Below are 20,567 nucleotides of genomic sequence, written 5' to 3'. Positions count from 1 at the left end.
TGTCGTTCACGCGGCCTGCACGGCGGCATTCAGCGGGATTTCGACGTCGATCTCAAGGGTCGAGACGTACTCGTTGCGATCGATCGTCACCTGAACCTTGTCGTGGTCGAGCTGCACGTGCTTTGCGATCACCGCAAGGATTTCCTCGCGCAGCAGGGAGACCAGGTCCGACCCCGCCGAGGAACGTTCATGGGCGAGAAGGACCTGCAGACGTTCGCGGGCCGCCGGTGCGGTTCTCTGCTTGTTGAAAAGACGGAAAATACTCATGCCGCCCTCCGTCCGAAGATCTTGCCGAAAATATTCCTCTTTTCCTCTGGGATCGCGATCGGCACCGCCTCGCCGGCGAGCCGGCGAGCGGCATCGAAATAGGCCATCGCAGCGGCGCTGCGACTGTCTGCCAGCGTGACCGGTGCACCGATGTTGGATGCCCGCAGAACATCCATGCTTTCGGGTATGATGCCAAGGAGCGGGATGGACAGAATCTCCAGGACGTCGTCGACCTTGAGCATGTCGCCGCGTTCGGCCCGGTTGGCGTCGTAGCGTGTCAGCAGCAGGTGCTTTTCCATCCGCTCGCCGCGTTCGGCCTTGGCGGTCTTGGAATCCAGCAGGCCGATGATGCGATCCGAATCGCGCACCGACGAGACCTCGGGATTGGTAACGACCACGGCAACATCGGCGTGGCGCATGGCAAGCGTTGCGCCGCGCTCGATCCCGGCGGGGCTGTCGCAGATGATCCAGTCGAAATAGCGCTTCAGGTCGTTGATGACGCGCTCGACTCCTTCGGCCGTCAGATTGTCCTTATCGCGCGTCTGCGAGGCCGGCAGCAGGAACAGCGTCTCCAGCCGCTTGTCGCGGATGAGCGCCTGAGTGAGCTTGGCGTCGCCCTGGATGACATTGATCAGGTCGTAGACGACCCTGCGCTCGGCGCCCATCACGAGGTCGAGATTGCGTAAGCCCACGTCGAAATCGACGACGACGACTTTTTCATTGCGTTGCGCCAGTGCCGCTCCTAATGCGGCGGTCGAGGTCGTCTTGCCAACCCCGCCCTTGCCTGACGTGACGACGATCACTTTCCCCATCATTGTCTCTCCTTTGCCGTGGCCCCAGTAATTCAAAGTGTTAAAGCGTCCTCTTGCGGCTCTCGAAGAGACGCGCGGCGCTGCCGTCAGATCAGTTTCTCTGCCATGATCGCGTCGTCCTCGAGCCAGAGCTGAACAGCCTGTCCGCGAAGATTAGGGGCCATGTCTTCCGCCATTTTGTAGATGCCGTCGATTGCAACCAGCTCGGCCTCGAGCTTGCGGCAAAAGATCCGCGCCGATGCGTTTCCGATGGACCCTGCCATGGCTCGGCCACGCAAGGTGCCATAGATATGGACGGACCCGCCGGCGATGACCTCGGCACCCGAGGCGACCGAACCGATGACGGTGACGTCGCCTTCCGGAAAGATCACCGATTGTCCCGAGCGCACAGGCTCCCGGATGACGATCGATTGCATTGCCGGGCGGGTCTCTGCCACTGCCGGTTTGCCGGGCGGATCGACGGGCTCCTTTGCCTGAACCTCGATATCGGAAACAGACCGACCGCCTTTGAGTGCCGGCGGCATGCCGGATCCGAGGATCGAAGGCCGCGCGCCCTCGATGCCCATGATGCTGACATTGCGCTTGGCAAGTTCAGCAATCAGGTCCTTCAGCTGCGGCCGGTCGATTTGCAGGTCCGTCAGGTCGAGCACGACAGGCCGTCCGAGGAAGAAGCCGGCCGAACGCGCGGCCAGATCGTCCAGCCGGGTCAACCAATCATCGATCGGAAGATCCGGGGACAGCATGACCGCGAGGAAAGAGCGGCCCTTGATGCGGATAGAGCGAGCGTCTGTTAGCACTTTGGTCATCTATGTGAAGAAATCGTTGACCATGTCTACCGCTGCTATGGTTAACAAAAAGTTAACGCGGCCTTAACATTCGCGACAATCACAGCAGATTTTTCACGAACAGGATTACCGCAAGTCATTGGAAAAGCGCTGCAATCTCTGGAAGCGCCGAACGGTTAACAATGCGGCTTCAAACGTGAGCCGCAAATCTGCCGCTGCTTGGCTACGCTCAGCCTTCCGCCTTGCGTTGTGCGTTGGAAATGGCGCGTGCGGCCTCTTCCGAGGAGTTGGCAAGCGTGCGCATCTCGGCGGCAAGCACCGCAAAGCCCGATCCGGCGGTGCCGGCGCGAGCTGCCTCGATGCCGGCATTGACGGCGAGCAGCTTCAGGTAACGCAGCGATTGCAGGATCTCATTGGTCTTCGAGGCGGTGACGCGCATATCGGCGGTCTGGTCATCGATTCGCTGATAAAGTGATTCGATATTGATGATGCTGCCTTCGAGATAGAGAAGTTCACCCTTCTCGTCCCAGATGCCGCCGCCCGTCTCGGTGACCCAGATGAGATGGCCCATGGCGTGACGGATACGGTATTCCATTGTCCAGTCTGTGCGCCTCTCCAGCGCCCGTCCGACGATCTCGTCCATCAGAGGCACGTCTTCCTCGTACATGATCGAGGTGAAGGTCCGCGTGCGGTTTCCGATGATTTCCTCGGCGGGATAACCGAAGATGCGCTCGATGCCGTTGGTCATCTCCAGCATCGTATAGTTTTCGTCGGCACGGCAGCGATAGAGAAAACCACTCATGCGCCCGAGAATGCTCGTTTGAAAATCCATGAAGGCCACATCCGAAGAGAAGAGTTGCAGATGGATTTATGTCGTCTCATTTAAAGAAGGCGCACGTCACAATGCCGGAAGAGAGCACGAACACCCTCCTCCGGCAATGCAGGTCCGCCTCATCAGTTGCGCAGATATTCCTCCATGGAATCGTCGAGCGCCTCGACCCAGGGCGTGTGGTGCGTCGGCGACATGTTGCCGGTCATCAGCGACCGGTAGGCATGATCGCGGAAGCCCATGATGTTGTGGGCCTTGTGATGTTCCCACTCCATGAAGGTTTGGTTGGTGCCCTCGATGTCGAAGTTGGGATAGTCGGTTTCGGCAAGCAGTTCCTTCACATAGTCGCCCTGGTACCAGATCATCTGCTCGGCATCCTCGAGCGTTTCCTCGCGGGCACGCCACATGTCGAAATTGGCTTTCAGCTCCTCTTCGGATGGCAGGGTGATGCGACCCATCATCACGTCGCGCGCCCACCAGGCCTGCACGTCGAACATGTTGAAGGTGTAGAACTGGTCCTGCATGCCGATATAGAAAAGCTGCGGGTTCTTGTCGAAGATCACCCCCTTGTAGAGGCTGTCGGCCCAGAGGCGGTTGGCCGTCTTCAGCCGGAGATCGTCCGGCAGGAAGGGGAAGTGGTGCTGGTATCCGGTGCAGAGGATCACGGCATCGACCTCCTTGGTCGAGCCGTCGAGGAAATGCGCCGTGCGGTTTTCGAGCTTGGTCAGCAGCGGCCGCTCCTCGAAATTCTCCGGCCATTTGAAGCCCATCGGCTTCGAGCGGTAGCTGGTCGTCACCGATTTTGCGCCGTATTTCCAGCATTGCGAGCCGATGTCTTCGGCCGAATAGCTGCGGCCGACGATCAGGATATCCTTGCCCTTGAACTCCAGCGCGTCACGGAAATCATGGGCATGCAGTACGCGGCCGTTGAAGGTCTTCACGCCCTCGAAATAGGGCACGTTCGGCGTCGAGAAATGACCGGATGCCACGACGACATAGTCGAACTCCTCGTCATACATCCGGTCCTCGATGCGGTTATGCGCCGTCACCGTGAATTTCTTCGTCTGATCGTCGAAGCGAACCATGCGCACCGGCGTGCTGAAGCGCACCCAGTGGCGGACGTTCGCCTTCTCGACGCGGCCCTTGATGTAATCCCAGAGCACGGCGCGCGGCGGATAGGAAGCGATCGGCTTGCCGAAATGCTCCTCGAACGAATAGTCGGCGAATTCGAGGCATTCCTTCGGGCCGTTCGACCAGAGGTAACGATACATGCTGCCATGGACCGGCTCGCCATATTCGTCGAGGCCTGTGCGCCAGGTATAGTTCCAGAGCCCGCCCCAGTCCGACTGCTTTTCGAAGCAGACGATCTCCGGGATTTCGGCGCCCTTCTGGGCGGCCGATTGAAAGGCGCGCAGCTGCGCCAGCCCGGAAGGACCGGCACCGATGACGGCTACTCTTGTCATGAAGCATTCCCCTCTTGATTATATCGTTTTATCTCGCACATTCGCTCCGCCTCAGTCCGGGTAGATGCCGGGGCTGGTCGGCGCCCCGTCGTCATATTTGGCAAGCCAGTCGATCGTCGTCTCGCGGAAGCGGGTGAGGCCCTTGTAGTCGATGAGCTCGGGCGGCAGCGTCTTCAGCACGCGCGGAAAGCGGCGCGCCCATTTCGGCACGGTGACGAGCTCTTCCATGTTCATCAGGTAGCAGCGGATGACGAAGAGGATGGCGTTGGAGCGCGGCAGGCGCCAGAGGCTCTGCAGCTCGACGCGCAGATGCACCTTTTCGCCGACATTCTCCGGTGTCACCGTCGTGCGGTCCGGACCCCATTTGTGATAGTTCTCCGGGCTGGTGTCGAGCCGCGGATTGATCGTCATCGTCCAGTTGAAGCGCCGCGTCGGCTTGCCCTGCTGCAGGTTCAACAGGAATTTCAGCGCCCGGTCGAAGACGCCGATCTGGTGGGCGAGCGGCACCGGCCCGTGCCATTCCATGAAGTTCATGCCGATATCGAAATCGAGCGACCAGTCGGCCTGCGTCGTCACCATGCCGGCATCCATCCAGAGATTGCTGTCGCGCTGGTCGACGATGCAGAAATCGCCCTGCGCTTGGCGGGTGATATATTCGAAGGGCTCGTAGGGCAGCGTCGAGGCATCGCCGAAGGTGAAGCTGTCGTCGATGCCGAGCGGGCGGTTGATCCAGCGCCACTGGTCGCCGTTGCGGATCAGCGTGAAATGATCGGGGTAACCCGCCGCCTGCTCTTCCATCAGCAATTCGAGCGTGTCCCACTGCGCGCTCATCATGTGCGGCAGCGCCTGGTAGCGCAGCGGATCTTCCTTCAGGACCAGCGCCCGGTCGTGCATCTCGGCGACATAATGCTCGTCGACGTCGATCAGGCTTTCGTAGACGGTTCCCGCCCGGCCGTGCACATGCGGCTCCATATTGACCGAATACATGTATTCGTCGCGGTCGAAGGGAAAGGGGAAACGCCGGATGTTCTCGGGACTGTTCCGATAGCTGAAATCGTTCCGGAAGGTTTCCTGCTTGAAAACGATTGCCATGTCCGGTCTCCTTGTTCCGCTTCCGATGCCGTTAAAGATCAAGATGCAGCGTGTTTCCCTCGAAGCGGGAAACGCAGATCATCACCTTGCGGCCGGATGCCTTTTCTTCGCTCGTCAAATAGACGTCATGGTGCAGCAGCTTGCCGTCGCAGGTGACGACCCCGGTTTCGCATTGACCGCAGGCGCCGCCGCGACAGAGGAAGGGCGCATCGACGCCCGCCGCCTCGATCGCCTCCAGCATGCTTTCGTGATGGCCGACCTTGACGGTCTTGCCGGACCGCAGGAGCTCGATCGCGAAGGGCTTGCCGGGCAGCGACGACAGGAACCGTTCCGAATGCAGGTTCTGTTCCGGCCAGCCGGCGTCCAGTCCCGCCTTCAGCACGCCGTCGATCATCCCGGATGGGCCGCAAACATAAAGATGCGTGCCGAGCGGCTGGGTGTCGAGCAGGCGCGTCAGGGGGATGGCGCCGCCTTCGGCGTCGCAATAGATCTTGACGCGATGTCCGCCGTAGCGCTCGACGAGTTGCTGCCAATAGGCGCCGCGGTCGCGCGTGCGGATGGCATAATGCAGCTCGAAATTGGCGCCCTCGCGAGAAAACTGCTCCATCATTGCGATGAAGGGGGTAATGCCGATGCCGCCTGCGATCAGTAGGTGCTTTCGCCCGCGCCAGTCCGGCTGGAACAGGTTGACGGGATAGCTGACCTTCAGCTCATCGCCTTCGCTGACTTTCTCATGCATGAAGGTGGAGCCGCCGCGTGAATCCTCGACATGCAGCACGCTGATCTCATAGGCTGCGCAATCATGTGGCGGCGACATCAGCGAATACGCGTTGCGGCGCATATGGCCGCCATCGTTCATCGAGACGATGACATGGGCGCCGCCGGAGAAATAGGGCATCGGCTTGCCGTCAAGGCGCTCGAAACGGAAACGCTTGACGCGCTCGGCGATCGGCGTGATCCGCGCCACGCGGACAGGAATTTCAGTGCCACCGCTCAAAGGAACAACTCCTCCGGATCAGGCGCGCTGCCCGGTTCTTCCGCGTCGATATTGACGCCCTGGAAGGCGGCGAGCCGGCGCGAATAATGGTCGCGTACCAGAAGCGGCAGCCCGCAATGGCTGCAGGCAAAGGGGCTGGTGGTGACGTCATCGGTGATGCCCTTGCAATGGACGCATTGCACACGCCGGGCCAGCGAGCCGCGATGCTCGGTGATGACGGAGGCATGGTCCATGCCGTATTCGAGCGCCACCAGCATTGCCTGGCCGATGAAGCCTTCCGTGCCCGACAGATAAAGCCGCGTGCCCATATGGGCAGTGGCCAGCGAACCCTTCAGTCGGAAGAGCAGCGTTGCGATGGTCGGCGCCGTGAAGAACATGTCGGCGCCGAGGCGGCGCAGCGCCTCGTCCAGGCCGGACCCTTGAGAGCCGCGGGCGACATAGAGGATTTCACTGCGGGCAAGCGCCGTTTCGTCAAGCGCCGGCTGCTGATCGAGGAGAGCCTTGGCGCCCTCCCCTTCGAGCGCGAAAATGTGCCGCCGGGCGCGCGGCTGGATGGTCAGGCCCGTGTAGACTGGTCGGCTCTTGATGCCTGCAACGAGCATTCGCGCGCTCCTTAACCTACGGCGGTCCTCTTCTTCTTCTCCGGATCGTCGAAAGGAAGCGTGTGGGCGGTGGCGCCTGTTATCACGGTCTTGCCGCGGACTTCGAGTTTCGTCCCATGCACCGCCTTGTCAACGTCCAGACGGGCAATCGCCATGGATTTCTTCGTCAGCGACGAATAGCTCGGGCAGGTAATGACGCCGACCTTTTTGCCGTCGGCAAAGACTTCGTCGCCGAGATCGGCCGGTCCATCGGCATCGATCAGCATGCCAAAGATCTTGAAGCGCTCCTTGCCCTTCAGGCGAGCATGTTCCTCGGCGCCACGGAAGCCCGTCTTGCCGGGGCTGACGGTAAAGTCGAGGCCGAGTTCCCAGAGGCTGTCGCCGGGCGGCTGATCGGCGAAGGGATACATCTGCGAATTGTCATAGGGGTAGAAGAGCAGGTAGCTTTCGACGCGCAGCATGTCGAGCACGGAGAAGCAGCAGGGGATGATGCCCATCTCCTTGCCTTCCTCGACGATCCGGTCCCAGACCATGACGGCGTCCTGGCCGCGCACGAAGATTTCGTAGCCGCGTTCGCCGGTATAGCCGGTGCGCGAGATCATCACCGGTGCGCCGAACAGCGTCGTCTGCATGTGGTGGAAATATTTGAGGTCGCGGATGCCGGGCACATATTTGGCGAGATAGTCGACCGCGAGCGGGCCCTGCAGCGACAGGTCGTGCAGGTCGTCGTCGAAGAGGACGGCGCAATTGCGGCCCGCCGCCTGCTTGACGACCTCCTCGTGGCCGGAGCCTGAGCCATGCACCAACATCCAGGCATTCGGGCCGGTGCGATAGACGATGCAGTCGTCGGTGAAGTGGCCGCGGTCGTTCAGCATGGTCGCGTAGACCGACCGGCCGGGGTAGATCTTCGTGAGGTCGCGGGTGGTGATGGAGTCAAGCACGGCGATGGCGTGCGGGCCGACCAGGTGCACCTTCTTCAGGCCCGAGACATCCATTATGCCGGCCTTGGTTCGGACGGCGACATGCTCTTCCGACATGTCCTTGTCGTAGGTCCAGGCGGTGCCCATGCCGCTCCAGTCCTCGAGCTTCGATCCCAGAGCGCGATGCCGATCCGCCAAGACGGAGAAACGCCATGATAAAGCCATTGTCCGTTCCCTTTTGTTTCCTCTACGGAATATTTATTTCCTGACTATATAAGTCTTTCGCGCCGTGGCAAGCCCGCCCGGCATGCATTTCCCAAACTTTGATGGCACTTGCTGCAACCCTCACCAAATGAATGACGGATGCGGCTATGCTTTTGCCGTCCCCCAACCCGTCTCTAACCCATGCGTTCGGAGGCGTAGCTGCCGGGGCTTGCCGGGAAGACCACGGTGCGGTTGCCGTTGATGAAGGTGCGGTGATGGATGTGAGCGTGGATGGCGCGGGCCAGCACCTGGCTTTCGACGTCGCGGCCGATCGAGACATAGTCGTCGGGCGACTGCGCATGGGTGATGCGCGCCGTATCCTGCTCGATGATCGGGCCTTCGTCGAGATCGGCGGTGACGTAATGCGCCGTCGCCCCGATCAGCTTCACGCCGCGGCCGTAGGCCTGCTTGTAAGGATTGGCGCCCTTGAAGCTCGGCAGGAAGGAATGGTGGATATTGATGATCCGTCCGGACATCTTCTGGCACATCTCGTCCGACAGGATCTGCATGTAGCGTGCCAGCACGATCAGCTCGGTGCCTGTCTGCTCGGCCACCTCCATGATATGGGCCTCGGCCTGCACCTTGTTGGCCTTGGTGACGGGAATATGGTGGAAGGGGATGTCATGGTTGACCACGACCTTCTGGTAGTCGAAATGGTTGGAGACGACGCCGACGATATCGATCGGCAGTGCGCCGATCTTCCAGCGGTAAAGCAGGTCGTTGAGGCAATGGCCGAAGCGCGACACCATCAAGAGCACCTTCATGCGCTTCTCGCTGTCGTGAAAATCGTAATCCATTTCGAAAGGAGCGGCGACGGCAGCAAAGCCGGCCCCGATATCCGCACCCGAAAGCCCCTCTTCCGAAATGAAGCTCACCCGCATAAAGAACTTTCCGGTATCGAGATCGTCGAACTGCGAGCTGTCGATGATGTTGCAGCCCTTGTCGGCCAGATAGCTCGAAATCGCCGCGACGATGCCACGTGTCGATTTGCAGGATACGGTGAGTACGAAGTTCTTCATGCTGTCACTTTCTTCGCCATATCAAGTGCAGAAGGTCTGATCGCGCCGAAGCCTGTCCGCCCCGGCGCGTCAGCGTGTCAATAGAGCGCCGCGCGTCTTGTCAGACGCACCAAGGACGCTCTATCACTTTGAATCGGCGCATAATCCTTTCCGAAAATCGATTCCGGTTTTCGGGGTTATGCGCCAGAGGCGTCCAGCCACTCAGATGTCGAGCGTGCTGTCGCGTTCCCACTGGGTGAAATGCGAGCAGTAGGCATTCCATTCCTGATGCTTGAGCTTGAGATAGGCGGCGGAAAACTCAGCCCCGATCGCCTCCTTCAAGCCCTCGTCGGCATCATAGGCACGCAGCGCGTCGAGCAGGTTGAGCGGCAAGCGCGGCGCGTCTTTCACCAGATGCCCCTCGGCATACATGTCGATATCGTAGTGCCGGCCGGGATCGGCCTGGCTGCGGATGCCGTCGAGGCCGGCCGCGATGATGATCGCCTGCAGCAGGTACGGGTTGACCGCACCGTCCGGCAGGCGCAATTCGAAACGTCCCGGCCCCGGCACACGCACCATGTGAGTGCGGTTGTTGCCCGTCCAGGTCACAGTGTTCGGCGACCAGGTCGCGCCCGATGTTGTGCGCGGCGCGTTGATGCGCTTGTAGGAATTGACCGTCGGATTGGTGATCGCGGCCAGCGCGGAGGCGTGTTTCATGATGCCGCCGAGGAAGGTTTTCCCCTGAGCGGAAAGCCCAAAGGCCATTTCCTTGTCCGCGAAGGCGTTTACCTTGCCATCGATGTCCCAGACCGAGATGTGGGCATGGCACCCGTTTCCGGTCAGGCCTTTGAAGGGCTTCGGCATGAAGGTGGCGCGAAGGCCGTGCTTTTCGGCGACCGACTTGACCATGAACTTGAAGAAAGAGTGCTTGTCTGCCGTCTGAAGAGCGTCGTCATATTCCCAGTTCATCTCGAACTGGCCATTCGCGTCCTCGTGGTCGTTCTGATAGGGCTTCCAGCCGAGCTCGAGCATGTAGTCGCAAATCTCTGCGATGACATCATAACGACGCATCACGGCCTGCTGATCGTAGCAAGGCTTCTCGGCTGTATCGAACTGGTCTGAAATCACCGAGCCGTCAGAAGAGATGAGAAAGAACTCGGGCTCCACGCCGGTTTTCACCCGGAGCCCTTCTTTCGCAGCTTCAGCGACCAGTCTTTTCAGCAGCACACGCGGCGCCTGTTCGACAGGCTTATCGTCCATGACGCAGTCGGCGGCAACCCATGCGACGTCTTTCTTCCAGGGTAGTTGGATGACCGAGGAAGCATCGGGAACCGCGAACAGGTCGGGATGGGCAGGCGTCAAATCGAGCCAGGTTGCAAAGCCCGCAAAGCCGGCGCCATCTTTCTGCATATCGGCGATGGCTTCTGCGGGGACCAGCTTGGCGCGTTGGCCGCCGAACAGGTCGGTATAGCTGATCATGAAATATTTGATGCCTTTGTCTCTGGCAAAAGCAGCAAGGTCCAGTGTCATTCTCGTTCCCCTTTGGATTTCTTGGAGACACTTTGGTTATGGATGCGAGACGGCCGGGACGTTTGCCCGGCCGGTAGAAATCAGTAGCCTCCCTTGCCGGGATACCAGTTCGTGCCGGCGAGCGGGATCTGGGCCATGGCGGCGGCCTCCATCGTCAGGGCGCAAAGATCTTCCGGTTCCAGGTTGTGCAGGTGGTTCTTGCCGCAGGCGCGCGCAATGGTCTGGGCTTCCAGCGTCATAACCTTCAGATAGTTGGCAAGACGGCGGCCGGCGGCGATTGGATCAAGCCGCTTCATCAGTTCCGGGTCCTGCGTCGTGATTCCGGCCGGGTCTTTGCCTTCGTGCCAGTCGTCATAGGCGCCGGCCGTCGTGCCGAGCTTTTGGTATTCTTCTTCCCAATGCGGATCGTTGTCGCCGATCGCAACGAGCGCCGCCGTGCCGATGGCAACGGCATCGGCACCCAGCGCCAGTGCCTTGGCCACGTCGGCGCCCGAACGGATGCCGCCCGAGATGATCAGTTGCACCTTGCGATGCATGCCGAGATCCTGCAGCGCCTGGACCGCGGGGCGGATGCAGGCAAGCGTCGGCATGCCGACATTCTCGATGAAGACATCCTGCGTGGCGGCGGTTCCGCCCTGCATGCCATCGAGCACCACCACGTCGGCACCGGCCTTCACGGCCAGCGCAGTGTCGTAATAGGGACGCGCGCCGCCGACCTTCACATAGATCGGCTTTTCCCAGTCGGTGATCTCGCGCAGTTCCAGGATCTTGATTTCGAGGTCGTCCGGGCCAGTCCAATCTGGATGGCGGCAGGCCGAGCGCTGGTCGATGCCCTTCGGCAGATTACGCATGTTGGCGACGCGATCGGAGATCTTCTGGCCGAGCAGCATGCCGCCGCCGCCGGGCTTTGCGCCTTGACCAACTACCACTTCGATCGCATCGGCGCGACGCAGGTCCTTGGGATTCATGCCGTATCGCGACGGCAGATACTGGTAGACCAACGTCTGTGAATGGCCGCGCTCTTCATCGGTCATCCCGCCGTCGCCTGTCGTGGTGGAGGTTCCGGCAATCGTCGCGCCGCGTCCGAGCGCTTCCTTGGCATTGCCGGACAGGGCGCCGAAGCTCATGCCGGCAATGGTGATCGGCGTCTTCAGGTGAATGGGCTTTTTGGCAAAGCGCGCGCCGAGGACGACCGACGTGTCGCACTTCTCGCGGTAGCCTTCGAGCGGATAGCGCGAGATCGATGCGCCGAGAAACAGCAAGTCATCGAAATGCGGAACCTTCCGTTTGGTGCCGGCGCCACGGATGTCGTAAATTCCAGTCGCCGCAGCACGGCGGATTTCCGCCAGCGTGTAATCGTCGAAGGTCGCGGACTTGCGCGGCGGGGTATAGGGGTTGTGATAGCTCATGATGGTCCCTCGCCTTAATATGCGTCAGCGTTGTCAATATTGAAATTGTAAAGCTTGCGGGCGGAGCCGTAACGCTTGAATTCCTCGGGCCTCACTTCGGTCACGCCCGCCTTTTCGAGAAGTTCGGCTAGCTTCGTCAGATGCTCGGGACGCAGCTCCTTTTCGATGCAATCGGCACCCAGGCTCTTGACCGAACCTCGCACGAAGAGCTTCGCCTCGTAGAGCGAATCCCCAAGCGCATCGCCGGCATCGCCGAGCACCACGAGGTGGCCAGACTGGCCCATGAAGGCGGACATGTGGCCGATATTGCCATGAACGACGATGTCGATGCCCTTCATCGAGATGCCGCAGCGTGACGCCGCATTGCCCTTGATGACAAGGAGGCCGCCGCGGCCGGTTGCGCCGGCATACTGGCTGGCATCGCCCTCGATGACGACTGTTCCAGACATCATGTTTTCCGCAACACCCGGACCTGCCGAACCGTGAACGGTGACGGTCCCGCCGTCGTTCATGCCGGCGCAATAATAGCCGACGGACCCCTTCACGTCGACCGTGACGGGCGCATCGATGCCGACGGCAACCGAATGGCTGCCGCGCGGATTGACGACTTCGAAGGAAAGATCGTTCGAACCGTTCTGGATGTTGTGCAAGGCGCTGTTGAGTTCGCGTAACGGCGTAGTGGCAAGATCAATGACAGGCATGTTTCAATAACCCTTGGAGAATGCGCATGAGGTGCCGGTCAAGCGACCTTCTGGTGATCCCAGAAATAGACGGTTGCAGGCTCCGGCTCCCAGACCCGGGCATTCTCGATGCCGGGCAGATTGACGAGCGCCCGGTATTCCGAACCGAATGCGACATACTGGTCCGTTTCGGCCATGACGGCGGGCTTGCAGGCAATCGCGTCGCGCACGACGCCGAAGCCGGACTTCGTACCGACGACGAACGTGAAGAAGCCGTCGAGGTCATCGACCGCGCCTTCCAGCGCCTGGCCGAGATTCTTGCCCTTGGCCATCTCTGCGGTCAGATAGGCAGCGGCGACCTCGGTGTCGTTTTCCGTTTCGAAGGTCATGCCTTCGCGCTTCAGCTCGCGGCGCAGATTGTTGTGGTTAGAGAGCGAGCCATTATGCACCAGGCATTGGTCGGAGCCGGTGGAAAAAGGATGGGCGCCGAGCGTCGTGACGGCCGATTCCGTCGCCATGCGGGTATGGCCGATGCCGTGGGTGCCGGCCATTGAATTGACCCCGAAGCGGGAGACGACATCCTTCGGCAGGCCGGTTTCCTTATAGATCTCGATGGCGTCGCCGCTGCTCATAATGCGAACGTTCGGACGCAGTTCCGCAACGGCTGCCTTGCCCGCGTCGAGCAGATCCTTCGCAAGCGTGATGACGGCATGCGTGCTCTTCACCTGGATGGCGACCGGTGCGCTAACCGCCTGGCCGAGTTCCGCCTCGAGGCCGGCGAAATCCTTCTTCGGATTGGCCGACTGGATGGTGATCTTGGCATTGTTGCCGCTGGCGTCGCCATAGATCGCGATACCGGCACTGTCCGGCCCCCGATCCGTCATCGTCACCAGCATGGACGACAAGAGCGCGCCGAGCTCCGGTTCGAGACTTTTATCCTTGAGGAAGAGACCCACAATTCCGCACATGACCAGACCTCCGTTCGTGTTGAGAAAGGACTAGCAGGTCTGTTTTGGAATTTCAACTCGGAAGAAAGATTTTTTCTTTTAAGGCAAGTCAGCCTTTCGAGCTCCGCTGAGGATAGGTGATGATCGAAAGGTACTTGCTAGGCAGTTTCACCAGCTGCTCCGGCCCATGCGGTGCATCGGCATCGAAGAACAGGCTGTCGCCCGGCTCCATCTGAAAAAGCTGGTCGCCATGGCGGTAAACGACCACGCCTTCCAGCATGTAGAGAAATTCCATGCCCTCGTGCTGAAAGGTCGGGAAGGTGTCGGAATCGGCCGTCAATGTGATGAGGTAAGGCTCGACAATGACGCCGCTGGTATTGTTGTCGATATGGCCGAGCAGATTATATTGATGGCCGGCGCGAGTGCCACGCCGTTCGAGCTCGATGCCCTGCCCCGCCTTGACGAAGACGGCATTGCGCGGTTCCTCATAGCGGCGAAAAAAGGCAGTCAGCGGTACGCCGAGCGCCCGCGACAGCGATTGCAGCGTCGTCAACGACGGCGAGATGTTGCCGTTCTCGATCTTCGACAGCATGCCGAGTGAAATGCCGGTGGCGGCCGCCAGATCGGTGACCGTGATGCCGAGTTTCTTGCGGTAGGCGCGCACCTCATGGCCGATCGCCATTTCGAGGTTGTTTTCCTTCGGCTCGCGAACGGCGTGCGGGTCCTGGGAAAAGGGAGCCCGTCCGCTAGGCGCCTGTTCCGCTTGCTCTGCCGCTTTACGGTTGGATTTCATGGGTTTTCCACTGCCGCCTTTTCTTTTGTCCAAGACAACCCTATCGTCATAGTGAAAATTTCTCAACCGTGAAGAAAACCTTATTCCCGCCGCGCCTCGCGTGGAGCGATGCCATAGAGGGCCCGGAACATCCGGGAAAAATGGCTCAGACTGGAAAAACCGGTAGCCACCGCGATTTCCGAGACGGAAAGCGGGCTCTGTTTCAGCAGACGATGGGCATGCTGCAGCCTGATCCTGCGGTATTGATCGAGGAAGGTGGTATTGAGCTGGGCCGCAAAGAGCCGGTCGAGATGGCGGGTGGTGACGCCGGCGATGCGCGCCATGGCGGCACGCTCGAGCGGCATCTCGATCGTCTCCTCCATCCGCTCGAGAACGCTGAGCAGGCCGGGATGATAGACGCCATAGCGCTCCGCCAGCGAGGCGCGCTGGGGTGCGGCGGGTTCGTTGACCTCTGTATGAAGATACCAGTCGCTCACCCGGCGGGCGAAATCCGGCCCCATGCGCTCGGCGATCAGCACATGCATCATGTCGAGCGGGGCGATGCCGCCGCCGCAGGTAATCCGGTTGCCGTCGATCATGAAGCGCGCCTGGCGCGGCGTGAGGGCCGGGAAGGCCTCGAGAAGGGCTGCGGCATGCTCCCAGTGGATGGTGAAGTCGCGGCCGCCAAGCAGTCCGGCAGCGGCCATCAGATAGGGGCCGCCCGAGATGCCGCCGATCCTCACACCTTCGCGCGACAGCTGCCGCAAGCAGGAAAGTACGCCGGGATACCGCCAGTCGCGGGGCAACCCGCCGGCGCAGACGAAGGCCGTTCCGAGCCCCGCGCCCCTGACGGGCAGAGGTTCGGCGGGGACGCTGACGCCCGAGGAGGAAAGCGCCGGGGCGCCATCGGGCGAGAAGATCTGCAGCCGATAGATCTCACGTCCGGCCAAGAGATTTGCCGCCCTGAACGGCTCGGTCGCTGAGGCATAGGACATCAGCGCGAATCCCGGGATAAGGATGAAGCCGATCGTCTGGGCATTTCTGCTATCAAGTGAGGACATGTCTCTTTCTTAGCGATTAATGTCCCTATTGTGCAAGTCAGCGCTCCTCTTTCTGGCATCATGGACTTGTTCTTTCCGGGGTGACCCATGCGCTATTCCGCTCTTTCGATTATCCTGAACGGCCTTCGCGGCAACAAAGACTGGGCGCCTGCCTGGCGCGACCCGGCGCCAAAACCGCATTACGACGTCATCATCGTCGGTGGCGGCGGCCATGGTCTTGCCACCGCCTATTATCTTGCCAAGGAATTCGGCGTCACCAATGTCGCCGTCCTCGAAAAGGGCTATCTCGGCTCGGGCAATATCGGCAGGAACACGACGATCATCCGTTCGAACTATCTGCTGCCGGGCAACAATCCCTTCTACGAGCTGTCGATGAAACTCTGGGAGGGGCTGGAGCAGGACTTCAACTTTAACGCCATGGTCTCGCAGCGCGGCGTGCTCAACCTCTTCCATTCCGACGCCCAGCGCGACGCCTATACGCGCCGCGGCAACGCCATGCGGCTGCACGGCGTCGACGCCGAGCTTCTCGACAGGCAGGCGGTGCGCCAGAAATTACCCTTCCTCGATTTCGACAATGCCCGTTTCCCCATTATGGGCGGCCTGTTCCACCCGCGCGGCGGCACGGTGCGCCACGATGCGGTCGCCTGGGGTTATGCGCGCGGCGCCGATCAGCGTGGTGTCGACATCATCACCCAGTGCGAGGTGACCGGCATCCGCAGCGAAAACGGCCAGGTGACCGGCGTCGAGACCAGCAAGGGTTTCATCGGCTGCGGCAAGCTGGCGCTTGCGGCAGCCGGCAACTCCACGGTCGTCGCCGACATGGCCGGCCTGCGGCTGCCGATCGAAAGCCATGTGCTGCAGGCCTTCGTTTCCGAAGGGCTGAAGCCGTTCATCGACACGGTCGTCACCTTCGGCGCCGGGCATTTCTACGTCTCCCAGTCGGACAAGGGCGGCCTCGTCTTCGGCGGCGATATCGACGGCTACAATTCCTATGCCCAGCGCGGCAATCTCGCTTCGGTCGAACATGTCGCCGAAGCCGGGCTGGCGATGATCCCTTCCTTGTCGCGCGTGCGGTATCTGCGCTCCTGGGGTGGCGTCATGGATATGAGCATGGACGGCTCGCCGATCATCGACCGCACCCATATCGACAATCTCTATCTCAACACCGGCTGGTGTTATGGCGGCTTCAAGGCCACGCCCGCCTCCGGCTTCTGTTACGCCCATCTGATTGCCCGCAATGGGCCGCATCAGACCGCCCGCGCCTTCCGGCTCGACCGCTTCGCGCGCGGCTACCCGATCGACGAAAAGGGCGTCGGCGCCCAGCCCAATCTGCACTGAGGACTTTCGACGATGGCAAGCCTGATTTCCTGTCCCCATTGCGGCTCCCGACCCAAGGAGGAATTTTCGATCCGCGGCGATGCCGGCCTTATCAGGCCGGCGCCGGATGCCGGTGCGGAGGCCTGGTTCGATTATGTCTATCTGCGTGACAATCCGAGGGGCCGGCACAGCGAATACTGGCACCACTCCTCCGGATGCCGCCGCTGGCTGATCGTCGAACGCGATACCGTCACCCATGCGGTCCACGGCGTCAGGGATGCCGCCCTTTCCAAGCTCGGCGGAGAACCGGCATGACGAGCTTCCGTCTTTCCTCCGGCGGCCGGATCGAGCGCGCCACAAAACTCGGCTTCACCTTCGACGGCAGGCCGCTCGAAGGCCATCCGGGCGACACACTCGCCTCGGCGCTGCTTGCCAACGGTGTCCAGCTCGTCGGCCGCAGCTTCAAATATCACCGCCCGCGCGGCATCCTGACGGCGGGGGCCGCCGAACCGAACGCGCTGGTGACGACAGGCAGCGGCGGGCGCACCGAACCGAATACGCGCGCGACGATGATCGAGCTTTACCAGGGGCTGACGGCAAAGAGCCAGAACCGCTGGCCCTCGCTCGGCGTCGATGTCGGCGCCGTCAACGGGCTGCTGTCGCCCTTCCTCAGCGCCGGCTTCTACTACAAGACCTTCATGTGGCCGGCGGCGCTTTGGGAAAAACTCTACGAGCCGGTGATCCGCAAGGCGGCAGGCCTCGGCAGGGCCTCCTACGAGGCCGATCCCGATACCTACGAGAAATGCTGGGCGCATTGCGATCTGCTGGTGATCGGCGCCGGCCCTGCTGGTCTTGCCGCAGCGCTGACCGCCGGCCGCGCCGGTGCGCGCGTCATCCTCGCCGACGAGGGAGCCGAACTCGGCGGCAGCCTGCTTTCCGACCGCGGCACCGTTGACGGCAAGCCGGCGGACGCGCTTCTCGGCGAGCTGCTTGCCGAGCTGGCGAGCCTGGAGAACGTGCGCCGCCTGCCGCGCATGACGGTGTTCGGCTGGTACGACGACAATGTCTTCGGCGCGGTCGAACGGGTGCAGAAGCATGTGGCGATGCCCGATCCTGATCGTCCGGTCGAAAGATTGTGGCGCATCGTCGCCCGCCAGGCGATCCTTGCGACGGGCGCCGAGGAGCGTCCGCTCGTCTTCGGCGGCAACGATATTCCCGGTGTGATGATGGCAGGCGCCATGCGCAGCTATCTCAACCGGCAGGCGGTCGCGCCCGGCAGAAGCACGGTCATCTTCACCACCAACGATGCCGGATATCGCACCGCTGCGGATCTTGAAGCCGCCGGTCTTGAGGTTGCTGCGATCATCGACAGCCGAGGGGATGCGGCCGAGAGCTGGCAGGGTCGCGCCGAAGTGCTGAAGGGCGCCAGGGTCATCGATGCGTTTGGTGGCAAGCACCTGCGCGGCGTCAGCGTTGAGGCAGCAGGCGGCACCCGTCGGATCGAAGCGGATGCGCTTGCCATGTCGGACGGCTGGAGCCCGATCATTCATCTTGCCTGCCATCGCGGTGCAAAACCGCAATGGTCGAACGAGGCCTCGGCGTTTCTGGCGCCTGTCCAGCAGGAAGGTCTGACCGTTGCCGGCGCGGCCGCCGGCATGGTGCAAACCGCGACCTGCCTCGGGGATGGCGCCGCAAAGGCAGCTGCCGCGTTGAAGGCGATCGGTTTCGCAGCGGCGGAGCCGGCCTTTGCTCCGGCGTCCGAGACGGCTGCACAGGCAAAGCCGCTCTGGTCGATCAAGGGCTCGAAGGGCAAGGCTTTCGTCGATTATCAGAACGACGTGCATCTCAAGGATTTGGGTCTCGCCGTCCGCGAAGGCTACGGCCATGTCGAGCTCGCCAAGCGTTACACCACAAGCGGCATGGCGACCGATCAGGGCAAGCTTTCCAACATCAACGCCATCGGCATTCTCGCCGAGGCGCGCGGCGTGTCTCCGGCCGAGGTGGGAACGACGACCTTCCGGCCCTTCTATACGCCGGTTTCCTTCGGCGCCTTGACCGGGGCGTCGCGCGGCAAACATTTCCAGCCGGCGCGCAAGTCGCCGCTGCATGGCTGGGCTGAGAAGAACGGTGCGGTCTTCGTCGAAACCGGCCTGTGGTACCGTTCCTCCTGGTTCCCGCGCCCCGGCGAGACGACATGGCGCGAAAGCGTCGACCGCGAGGTGCTGAACATCCGGAAGAATGCCGGCCTTTGCGACGTCTCGACCCTCGGCAAGATCGAAATCTTCGGTAGGGATGCCGCGACCTTCCTCGATCGCATCTATTGCAACGGCTTCGCCAAGCTCGCCGTCGGCAAGGCGCGTTACGGCATCATGCTGCGTGAGGACGGCTTCATCTACGATGACGGCACCACCAGCCGGTTCAGTGACGACCATTTCTTCATGACCACGACGACCGCACTTGCCGCTGGTGTGCTGACCCATCTCGAATTCTGTGCCCAGACGCTCTGGCCGGATCTCGACGTCTGCTTCGCCTCCTCGACAGATCAATGGGCGCAGATGGCCGTCGCCGGGCCGAAGTCGCGCGCCATTCTCCAGGAGATCGTCGACGGGGACATATCGGATGCGGCCTTTCCTTTCATGACTGCCCGCAAGGTCTCGCTCTTCGGCAGCGGGCTCGAGGGCCGGCTCTTCCGGATCTCCTTCTCCGGCGAACTCGCCTACGAGCTGGCCGTACCGGCCGGCTATGGCGAAGGCGTTGCCGACGCGATCATGGCGGCGGGCGAGAAACATGGCATCTGCGCCTATGGCGCCGAAGCGCTCGGCGTCATGCGCATCGAAAAGGGTCATGTCACCCATGCCGAGATCAACGGCACGGTAACGCCAGGCGATCTCGGCTTCGGCCGCATGGTTTCATCAACCAAGCCGGATTTCATCGGCAGGGCCATGCTTGCCCGCGAAGGACTGCAGGATCCCGAGCGGCCGCGCCTTGTCGGCGTCAAGCCGCTTAATCCGTCGACCGGCTTTCGCACCGGCGCGCATATCCTCGCCGACGGCGCTGCGGCGACGCTCGAAAACGACCAGGGCTACGTGACGTCAAGCGCCTTTTCACCGACGCTCGGCCATACGATCGGCCTGGCGCTCGTCAGGCGCGGGCCGGAGCGCATCGGTGAAAAGGTGACGGTCTGGAACGGCCTGCGCAACGAATTCACCGATGCGGTGCTCTGCCATCCCGTCTTCATCGATCCCGAAAACGAGAAGCTCCATGCGTGATTTTACGCAACATAAACCGGTTCTGGCCGGAGCGGTCTATAACGGCATCTCGGAGGCAGGCATCCGGCTGGCAGCCCTGCCGGAGGGCCATCTCCTGCATGTGCTTGGCGCCATCGAGCCATCCGCGCTCGCCGCGGAATTGGTGAAGGCGGGCTTTGCTAAGAGTTCGATCCGCAAGGCGGGCTTCCGGCAATGGTTCGTCGCCGGCGACGAGCCGCTTGTCCCGGCCAGCCTCGATGCTCTCGTTGTGGCGCTTGCGGGAAAGGCCTTCGTCATGGACCAGAGCCACGGGCGCGTGCGTATCAGCGTTTCCGGCTGCTCTTCGCGGGCGCTTCTCTCAAGGGGGACCGCCGTCGATCTCGATCCTTCCGTCTTTCCGGAGGGCCATTCGGCCATGACGATGGTCGGTCATCTCTCGGTGCAGATCGCCCGCACCGGCGATGATAGTTTCGAGCTCACGGTGCTGCGCAGCTTTGCCGAAAGCCTCTGGGACGATCTCACCCATATGGCAGCGAGCGCTGAAAAGGATAGCGTCCTGTAGAGGCGGGTTTCG

Annotated in this window: 20 protein-coding genes; 4 read left to right on the top strand and 16 right to left on the bottom strand. The window is 61.7% G+C overall.

Annotation, left to right across the window (positions count from 1 at the left end):
- Positions 1 to 6 precede the first annotated feature (6 nt).
- From minE to U5G49_RS24065, 16 genes are all read right to left on the bottom strand, one after another.
- Positions 7 to 267 (bottom strand): cell division topological specificity factor MinE, encoded by a 261-nt coding sequence (minE, locus tag U5G49_RS24140; protein WP_193443947.1) that lies wholly within the window; start codon positions 265 to 267, stop codon positions 7 to 9.
- Positions 264 to 1,079, bottom strand: coding sequence for a septum site-determining protein MinD (minD, locus tag U5G49_RS24135; RefSeq protein ID WP_193444157.1), 816 nt, complete (start codon positions 1,077 to 1,079; stop codon positions 264 to 266). The genes minE and minD overlap by 4 nt, the downstream gene beginning before the upstream one ends.
- An 86-nt stretch (positions 1,080 to 1,165) precedes the next feature.
- On the bottom strand, positions 1,166 to 1,885 hold the full coding sequence (gene minC / locus U5G49_RS24130) for a septum site-determining protein MinC (RefSeq protein WP_018246134.1): 720 nt from the start codon (positions 1,883 to 1,885) through the stop codon (positions 1,166 to 1,168).
- Between the two features lie 208 nt (positions 1,886 to 2,093).
- Complete coding sequence (locus U5G49_RS24125) at positions 2,094 to 2,696, bottom strand: methyl-accepting chemotaxis protein (protein WP_018246135.1); 603 nt, start codon at positions 2,694 to 2,696, stop codon at positions 2,094 to 2,096.
- A gap of 122 nt (positions 2,697 to 2,818) precedes the next feature.
- On the bottom strand, positions 2,819 to 4,156 hold the full coding sequence (locus U5G49_RS24120) for an NAD(P)-binding domain-containing protein (protein ID WP_028732542.1): 1,338 nt from the start codon (positions 4,154 to 4,156) through the stop codon (positions 2,819 to 2,821).
- Positions 4,157 to 4,207: 51 nt separating this feature from the next.
- Entirely contained in the window at positions 4,208 to 5,248 is a 1,041-nt protein-coding gene (locus U5G49_RS24115) for a heme-dependent oxidative N-demethylase family protein (protein WP_028732541.1), read from the bottom strand.
- A gap of 31 nt (positions 5,249 to 5,279) precedes the next feature.
- Positions 5,280 to 6,245: a PDR/VanB family oxidoreductase gene (locus tag U5G49_RS24110; RefSeq protein WP_193443945.1), complete on the bottom strand. Its 966-nt coding sequence runs from the start codon at positions 6,243 to 6,245 to the stop codon at positions 5,280 to 5,282.
- Positions 6,242 to 6,847 carry a dimethylamine monooxygenase subunit DmmA family protein gene (locus tag U5G49_RS24105; RefSeq protein ID WP_193443943.1) on the bottom strand — a complete coding sequence of 202 codons (606 nt, stop codon included), beginning with the start codon at positions 6,845 to 6,847 and terminating at the stop codon, positions 6,242 to 6,244. Before U5G49_RS24105 ends, U5G49_RS24110 begins: the two co-directional genes overlap by 4 nt.
- 11 nt (positions 6,848 to 6,858) lie before the next feature.
- Positions 6,859 to 7,992 (bottom strand): aminomethyltransferase family protein, encoded by a 1,134-nt coding sequence (locus tag U5G49_RS24100; RefSeq protein ID WP_193443941.1) that lies wholly within the window; start codon positions 7,990 to 7,992, stop codon positions 6,859 to 6,861.
- A 173-nt stretch (positions 7,993 to 8,165) separates the two neighbouring features.
- Positions 8,166 to 9,050, bottom strand: coding sequence for a formyltetrahydrofolate deformylase (gene purU, locus U5G49_RS24095; RefSeq protein ID WP_193443939.1), 885 nt, complete (start codon positions 9,048 to 9,050; stop codon positions 8,166 to 8,168).
- 201 nt (positions 9,051 to 9,251) lie between these two features.
- On the bottom strand, positions 9,252 to 10,559 hold the full coding sequence (gene glnT, locus U5G49_RS24090; protein ID WP_018246142.1) for a type III glutamate--ammonia ligase: 1,308 nt from the start codon (positions 10,557 to 10,559) through the stop codon (positions 9,252 to 9,254).
- Positions 10,560 to 10,639: 80 nt separating this feature from the next.
- Positions 10,640 to 11,968: an FMN-binding glutamate synthase family protein gene (locus tag U5G49_RS24085; RefSeq protein WP_003548137.1), complete on the bottom strand. Its 1,329-nt coding sequence runs from the start codon at positions 11,966 to 11,968 to the stop codon at positions 10,640 to 10,642.
- A 14-nt stretch (positions 11,969 to 11,982) separates the two neighbouring features.
- A complete protein-coding gene (locus tag U5G49_RS24080; RefSeq protein WP_003548139.1) occupies positions 11,983 to 12,669 on the bottom strand; it encodes a GltB/FmdC/FwdC-like GXGXG domain-containing protein in 687 nt (228 codons plus the stop codon).
- 38 nt (positions 12,670 to 12,707) lie between these two features.
- Positions 12,708 to 13,616: a class II glutamine amidotransferase gene (locus U5G49_RS24075; RefSeq protein WP_193443936.1), complete on the bottom strand. Its 909-nt coding sequence runs from the start codon at positions 13,614 to 13,616 to the stop codon at positions 12,708 to 12,710.
- 88 nt (positions 13,617 to 13,704) lie between these two features.
- On the bottom strand, positions 13,705 to 14,388 hold the full coding sequence (locus tag U5G49_RS24070; protein ID WP_018448680.1) for a helix-turn-helix domain-containing protein: 684 nt from the start codon (positions 14,386 to 14,388) through the stop codon (positions 13,705 to 13,707).
- Between the two features lie 80 nt (positions 14,389 to 14,468).
- Positions 14,469 to 15,428, bottom strand: coding sequence for a GlxA family transcriptional regulator (locus U5G49_RS24065; protein WP_193443934.1), 960 nt, complete (start codon positions 15,426 to 15,428; stop codon positions 14,469 to 14,471).
- Positions 15,429 to 15,515: 87 nt separating this feature from the next.
- Between U5G49_RS24065 and U5G49_RS24060 the strand changes: the two genes are divergently transcribed.
- Genes U5G49_RS24060 through U5G49_RS24045 form a run of 4 tightly spaced genes read left to right on the top strand, consistent with a single transcriptional unit; the run spans position 15,516 to position 20,555 of the window.
- Positions 15,516 to 16,766: a sarcosine oxidase subunit beta family protein gene (locus U5G49_RS24060; protein WP_193443932.1), complete on the top strand. Its 1,251-nt coding sequence runs from the start codon at positions 15,516 to 15,518 to the stop codon at positions 16,764 to 16,766.
- Positions 16,767 to 16,778: 12 nt separating this feature from the next.
- The gene (locus U5G49_RS24055; protein WP_018448683.1) at positions 16,779 to 17,060 is read left to right on the top strand and encodes a sarcosine oxidase subunit delta; all 282 of its coding nucleotides are present in this window, start codon (positions 16,779 to 16,781) and stop codon (positions 17,058 to 17,060) included.
- Positions 17,057 to 20,014 carry a sarcosine oxidase subunit alpha family protein gene (locus U5G49_RS24050; protein WP_193443929.1) on the top strand — a complete coding sequence of 986 codons (2,958 nt, stop codon included), beginning with the start codon at positions 17,057 to 17,059 and terminating at the stop codon, positions 20,012 to 20,014. The genes U5G49_RS24055 and U5G49_RS24050 overlap by 4 nt, the downstream gene beginning before the upstream one ends.
- The gene (locus tag U5G49_RS24045; RefSeq protein WP_193443927.1) at positions 20,007 to 20,555 is read left to right on the top strand and encodes a sarcosine oxidase subunit gamma; all 549 of its coding nucleotides are present in this window, start codon (positions 20,007 to 20,009) and stop codon (positions 20,553 to 20,555) included. The genes U5G49_RS24050 and U5G49_RS24045 overlap by 8 nt, the downstream gene beginning before the upstream one ends.
- The last annotated feature ends 12 nt before the right edge of the window (positions 20,556 to 20,567 follow it).

The sequence above is a fragment of the Rhizobium indigoferae genome, from assembly GCF_034554815.1.
GTDB lineage: Bacteria > Pseudomonadota > Alphaproteobacteria > Rhizobiales > Rhizobiaceae > Rhizobium > Rhizobium leguminosarum.
This window is presented reverse-complemented; position numbering and strand designations above follow the sequence as displayed.

Coding starts and splice junctions, on each gene's coding strand:
- minE (WP_193443947.1), bottom strand. CDS start 267: ATGAGTATTTTCCGTCTTTTCAACAAGCAGAGAACCGCACCGGCGGCC.
- U5G49_RS24045 (WP_193443927.1), top strand. CDS start 20,007: ATGCGTGATTTTACGCAACATAAACCGGTTCTGGCCGGAGCGGTCTAT.
- U5G49_RS24080 (WP_003548139.1), bottom strand. CDS start 12,669: ATGCCTGTCATTGATCTTGCCACTACGCCGTTACGCGAACTCAACAGC.
- glnT (WP_018246142.1), bottom strand. CDS start 10,559: ATGACACTGGACCTTGCTGCTTTTGCCAGAGACAAAGGCATCAAATAT.
- U5G49_RS24085 (WP_003548137.1), bottom strand. CDS start 11,968: ATGAGCTATCACAACCCCTATACCCCGCCGCGCAAGTCCGCGACCTTC.
- U5G49_RS24125 (WP_018246135.1), bottom strand. CDS start 2,696: ATGGATTTTCAAACGAGCATTCTCGGGCGCATGAGTGGTTTTCTCTAT.
- U5G49_RS24065 (WP_193443934.1), bottom strand. CDS start 15,428: ATGTCCTCACTTGATAGCAGAAATGCCCAGACGATCGGCTTCATCCTT.
- minC (WP_018246134.1), bottom strand. CDS start 1,885: ATGACCAAAGTGCTAACAGACGCTCGCTCTATCCGCATCAAGGGCCGC.
- U5G49_RS24105 (WP_193443943.1), bottom strand. CDS start 6,847: ATGCTCGTTGCAGGCATCAAGAGCCGACCAGTCTACACGGGCCTGACC.
- U5G49_RS24075 (WP_193443936.1), bottom strand. CDS start 13,616: ATGTGCGGAATTGTGGGTCTCTTCCTCAAGGATAAAAGTCTCGAACCG.
- U5G49_RS24115 (WP_028732541.1), bottom strand. CDS start 5,248: ATGGCAATCGTTTTCAAGCAGGAAACCTTCCGGAACGATTTCAGCTAT.
- U5G49_RS24120 (WP_028732542.1), bottom strand. CDS start 4,156: ATGACAAGAGTAGCCGTCATCGGTGCCGGTCCTTCCGGGCTGGCGCAG.
- U5G49_RS24060 (WP_193443932.1), top strand. CDS start 15,516: ATGCGCTATTCCGCTCTTTCGATTATCCTGAACGGCCTTCGCGGCAAC.
- U5G49_RS24055 (WP_018448683.1), top strand. CDS start 16,779: ATGGCAAGCCTGATTTCCTGTCCCCATTGCGGCTCCCGACCCAAGGAG.
- U5G49_RS24100 (WP_193443941.1), bottom strand. CDS start 7,992: ATGGCTTTATCATGGCGTTTCTCCGTCTTGGCGGATCGGCATCGCGCT.
- minD (WP_193444157.1), bottom strand. CDS start 1,079: ATGGGGAAAGTGATCGTCGTCACGTCAGGCAAGGGCGGGGTTGGCAAG.
- U5G49_RS24050 (WP_193443929.1), top strand. CDS start 17,057: ATGACGAGCTTCCGTCTTTCCTCCGGCGGCCGGATCGAGCGCGCCACA.
- U5G49_RS24070 (WP_018448680.1), bottom strand. CDS start 14,388: ATGAAATCCAACCGTAAAGCGGCAGAGCAAGCGGAACAGGCGCCTAGC.
- purU (WP_193443939.1), bottom strand. CDS start 9,050: ATGAAGAACTTCGTACTCACCGTATCCTGCAAATCGACACGTGGCATC.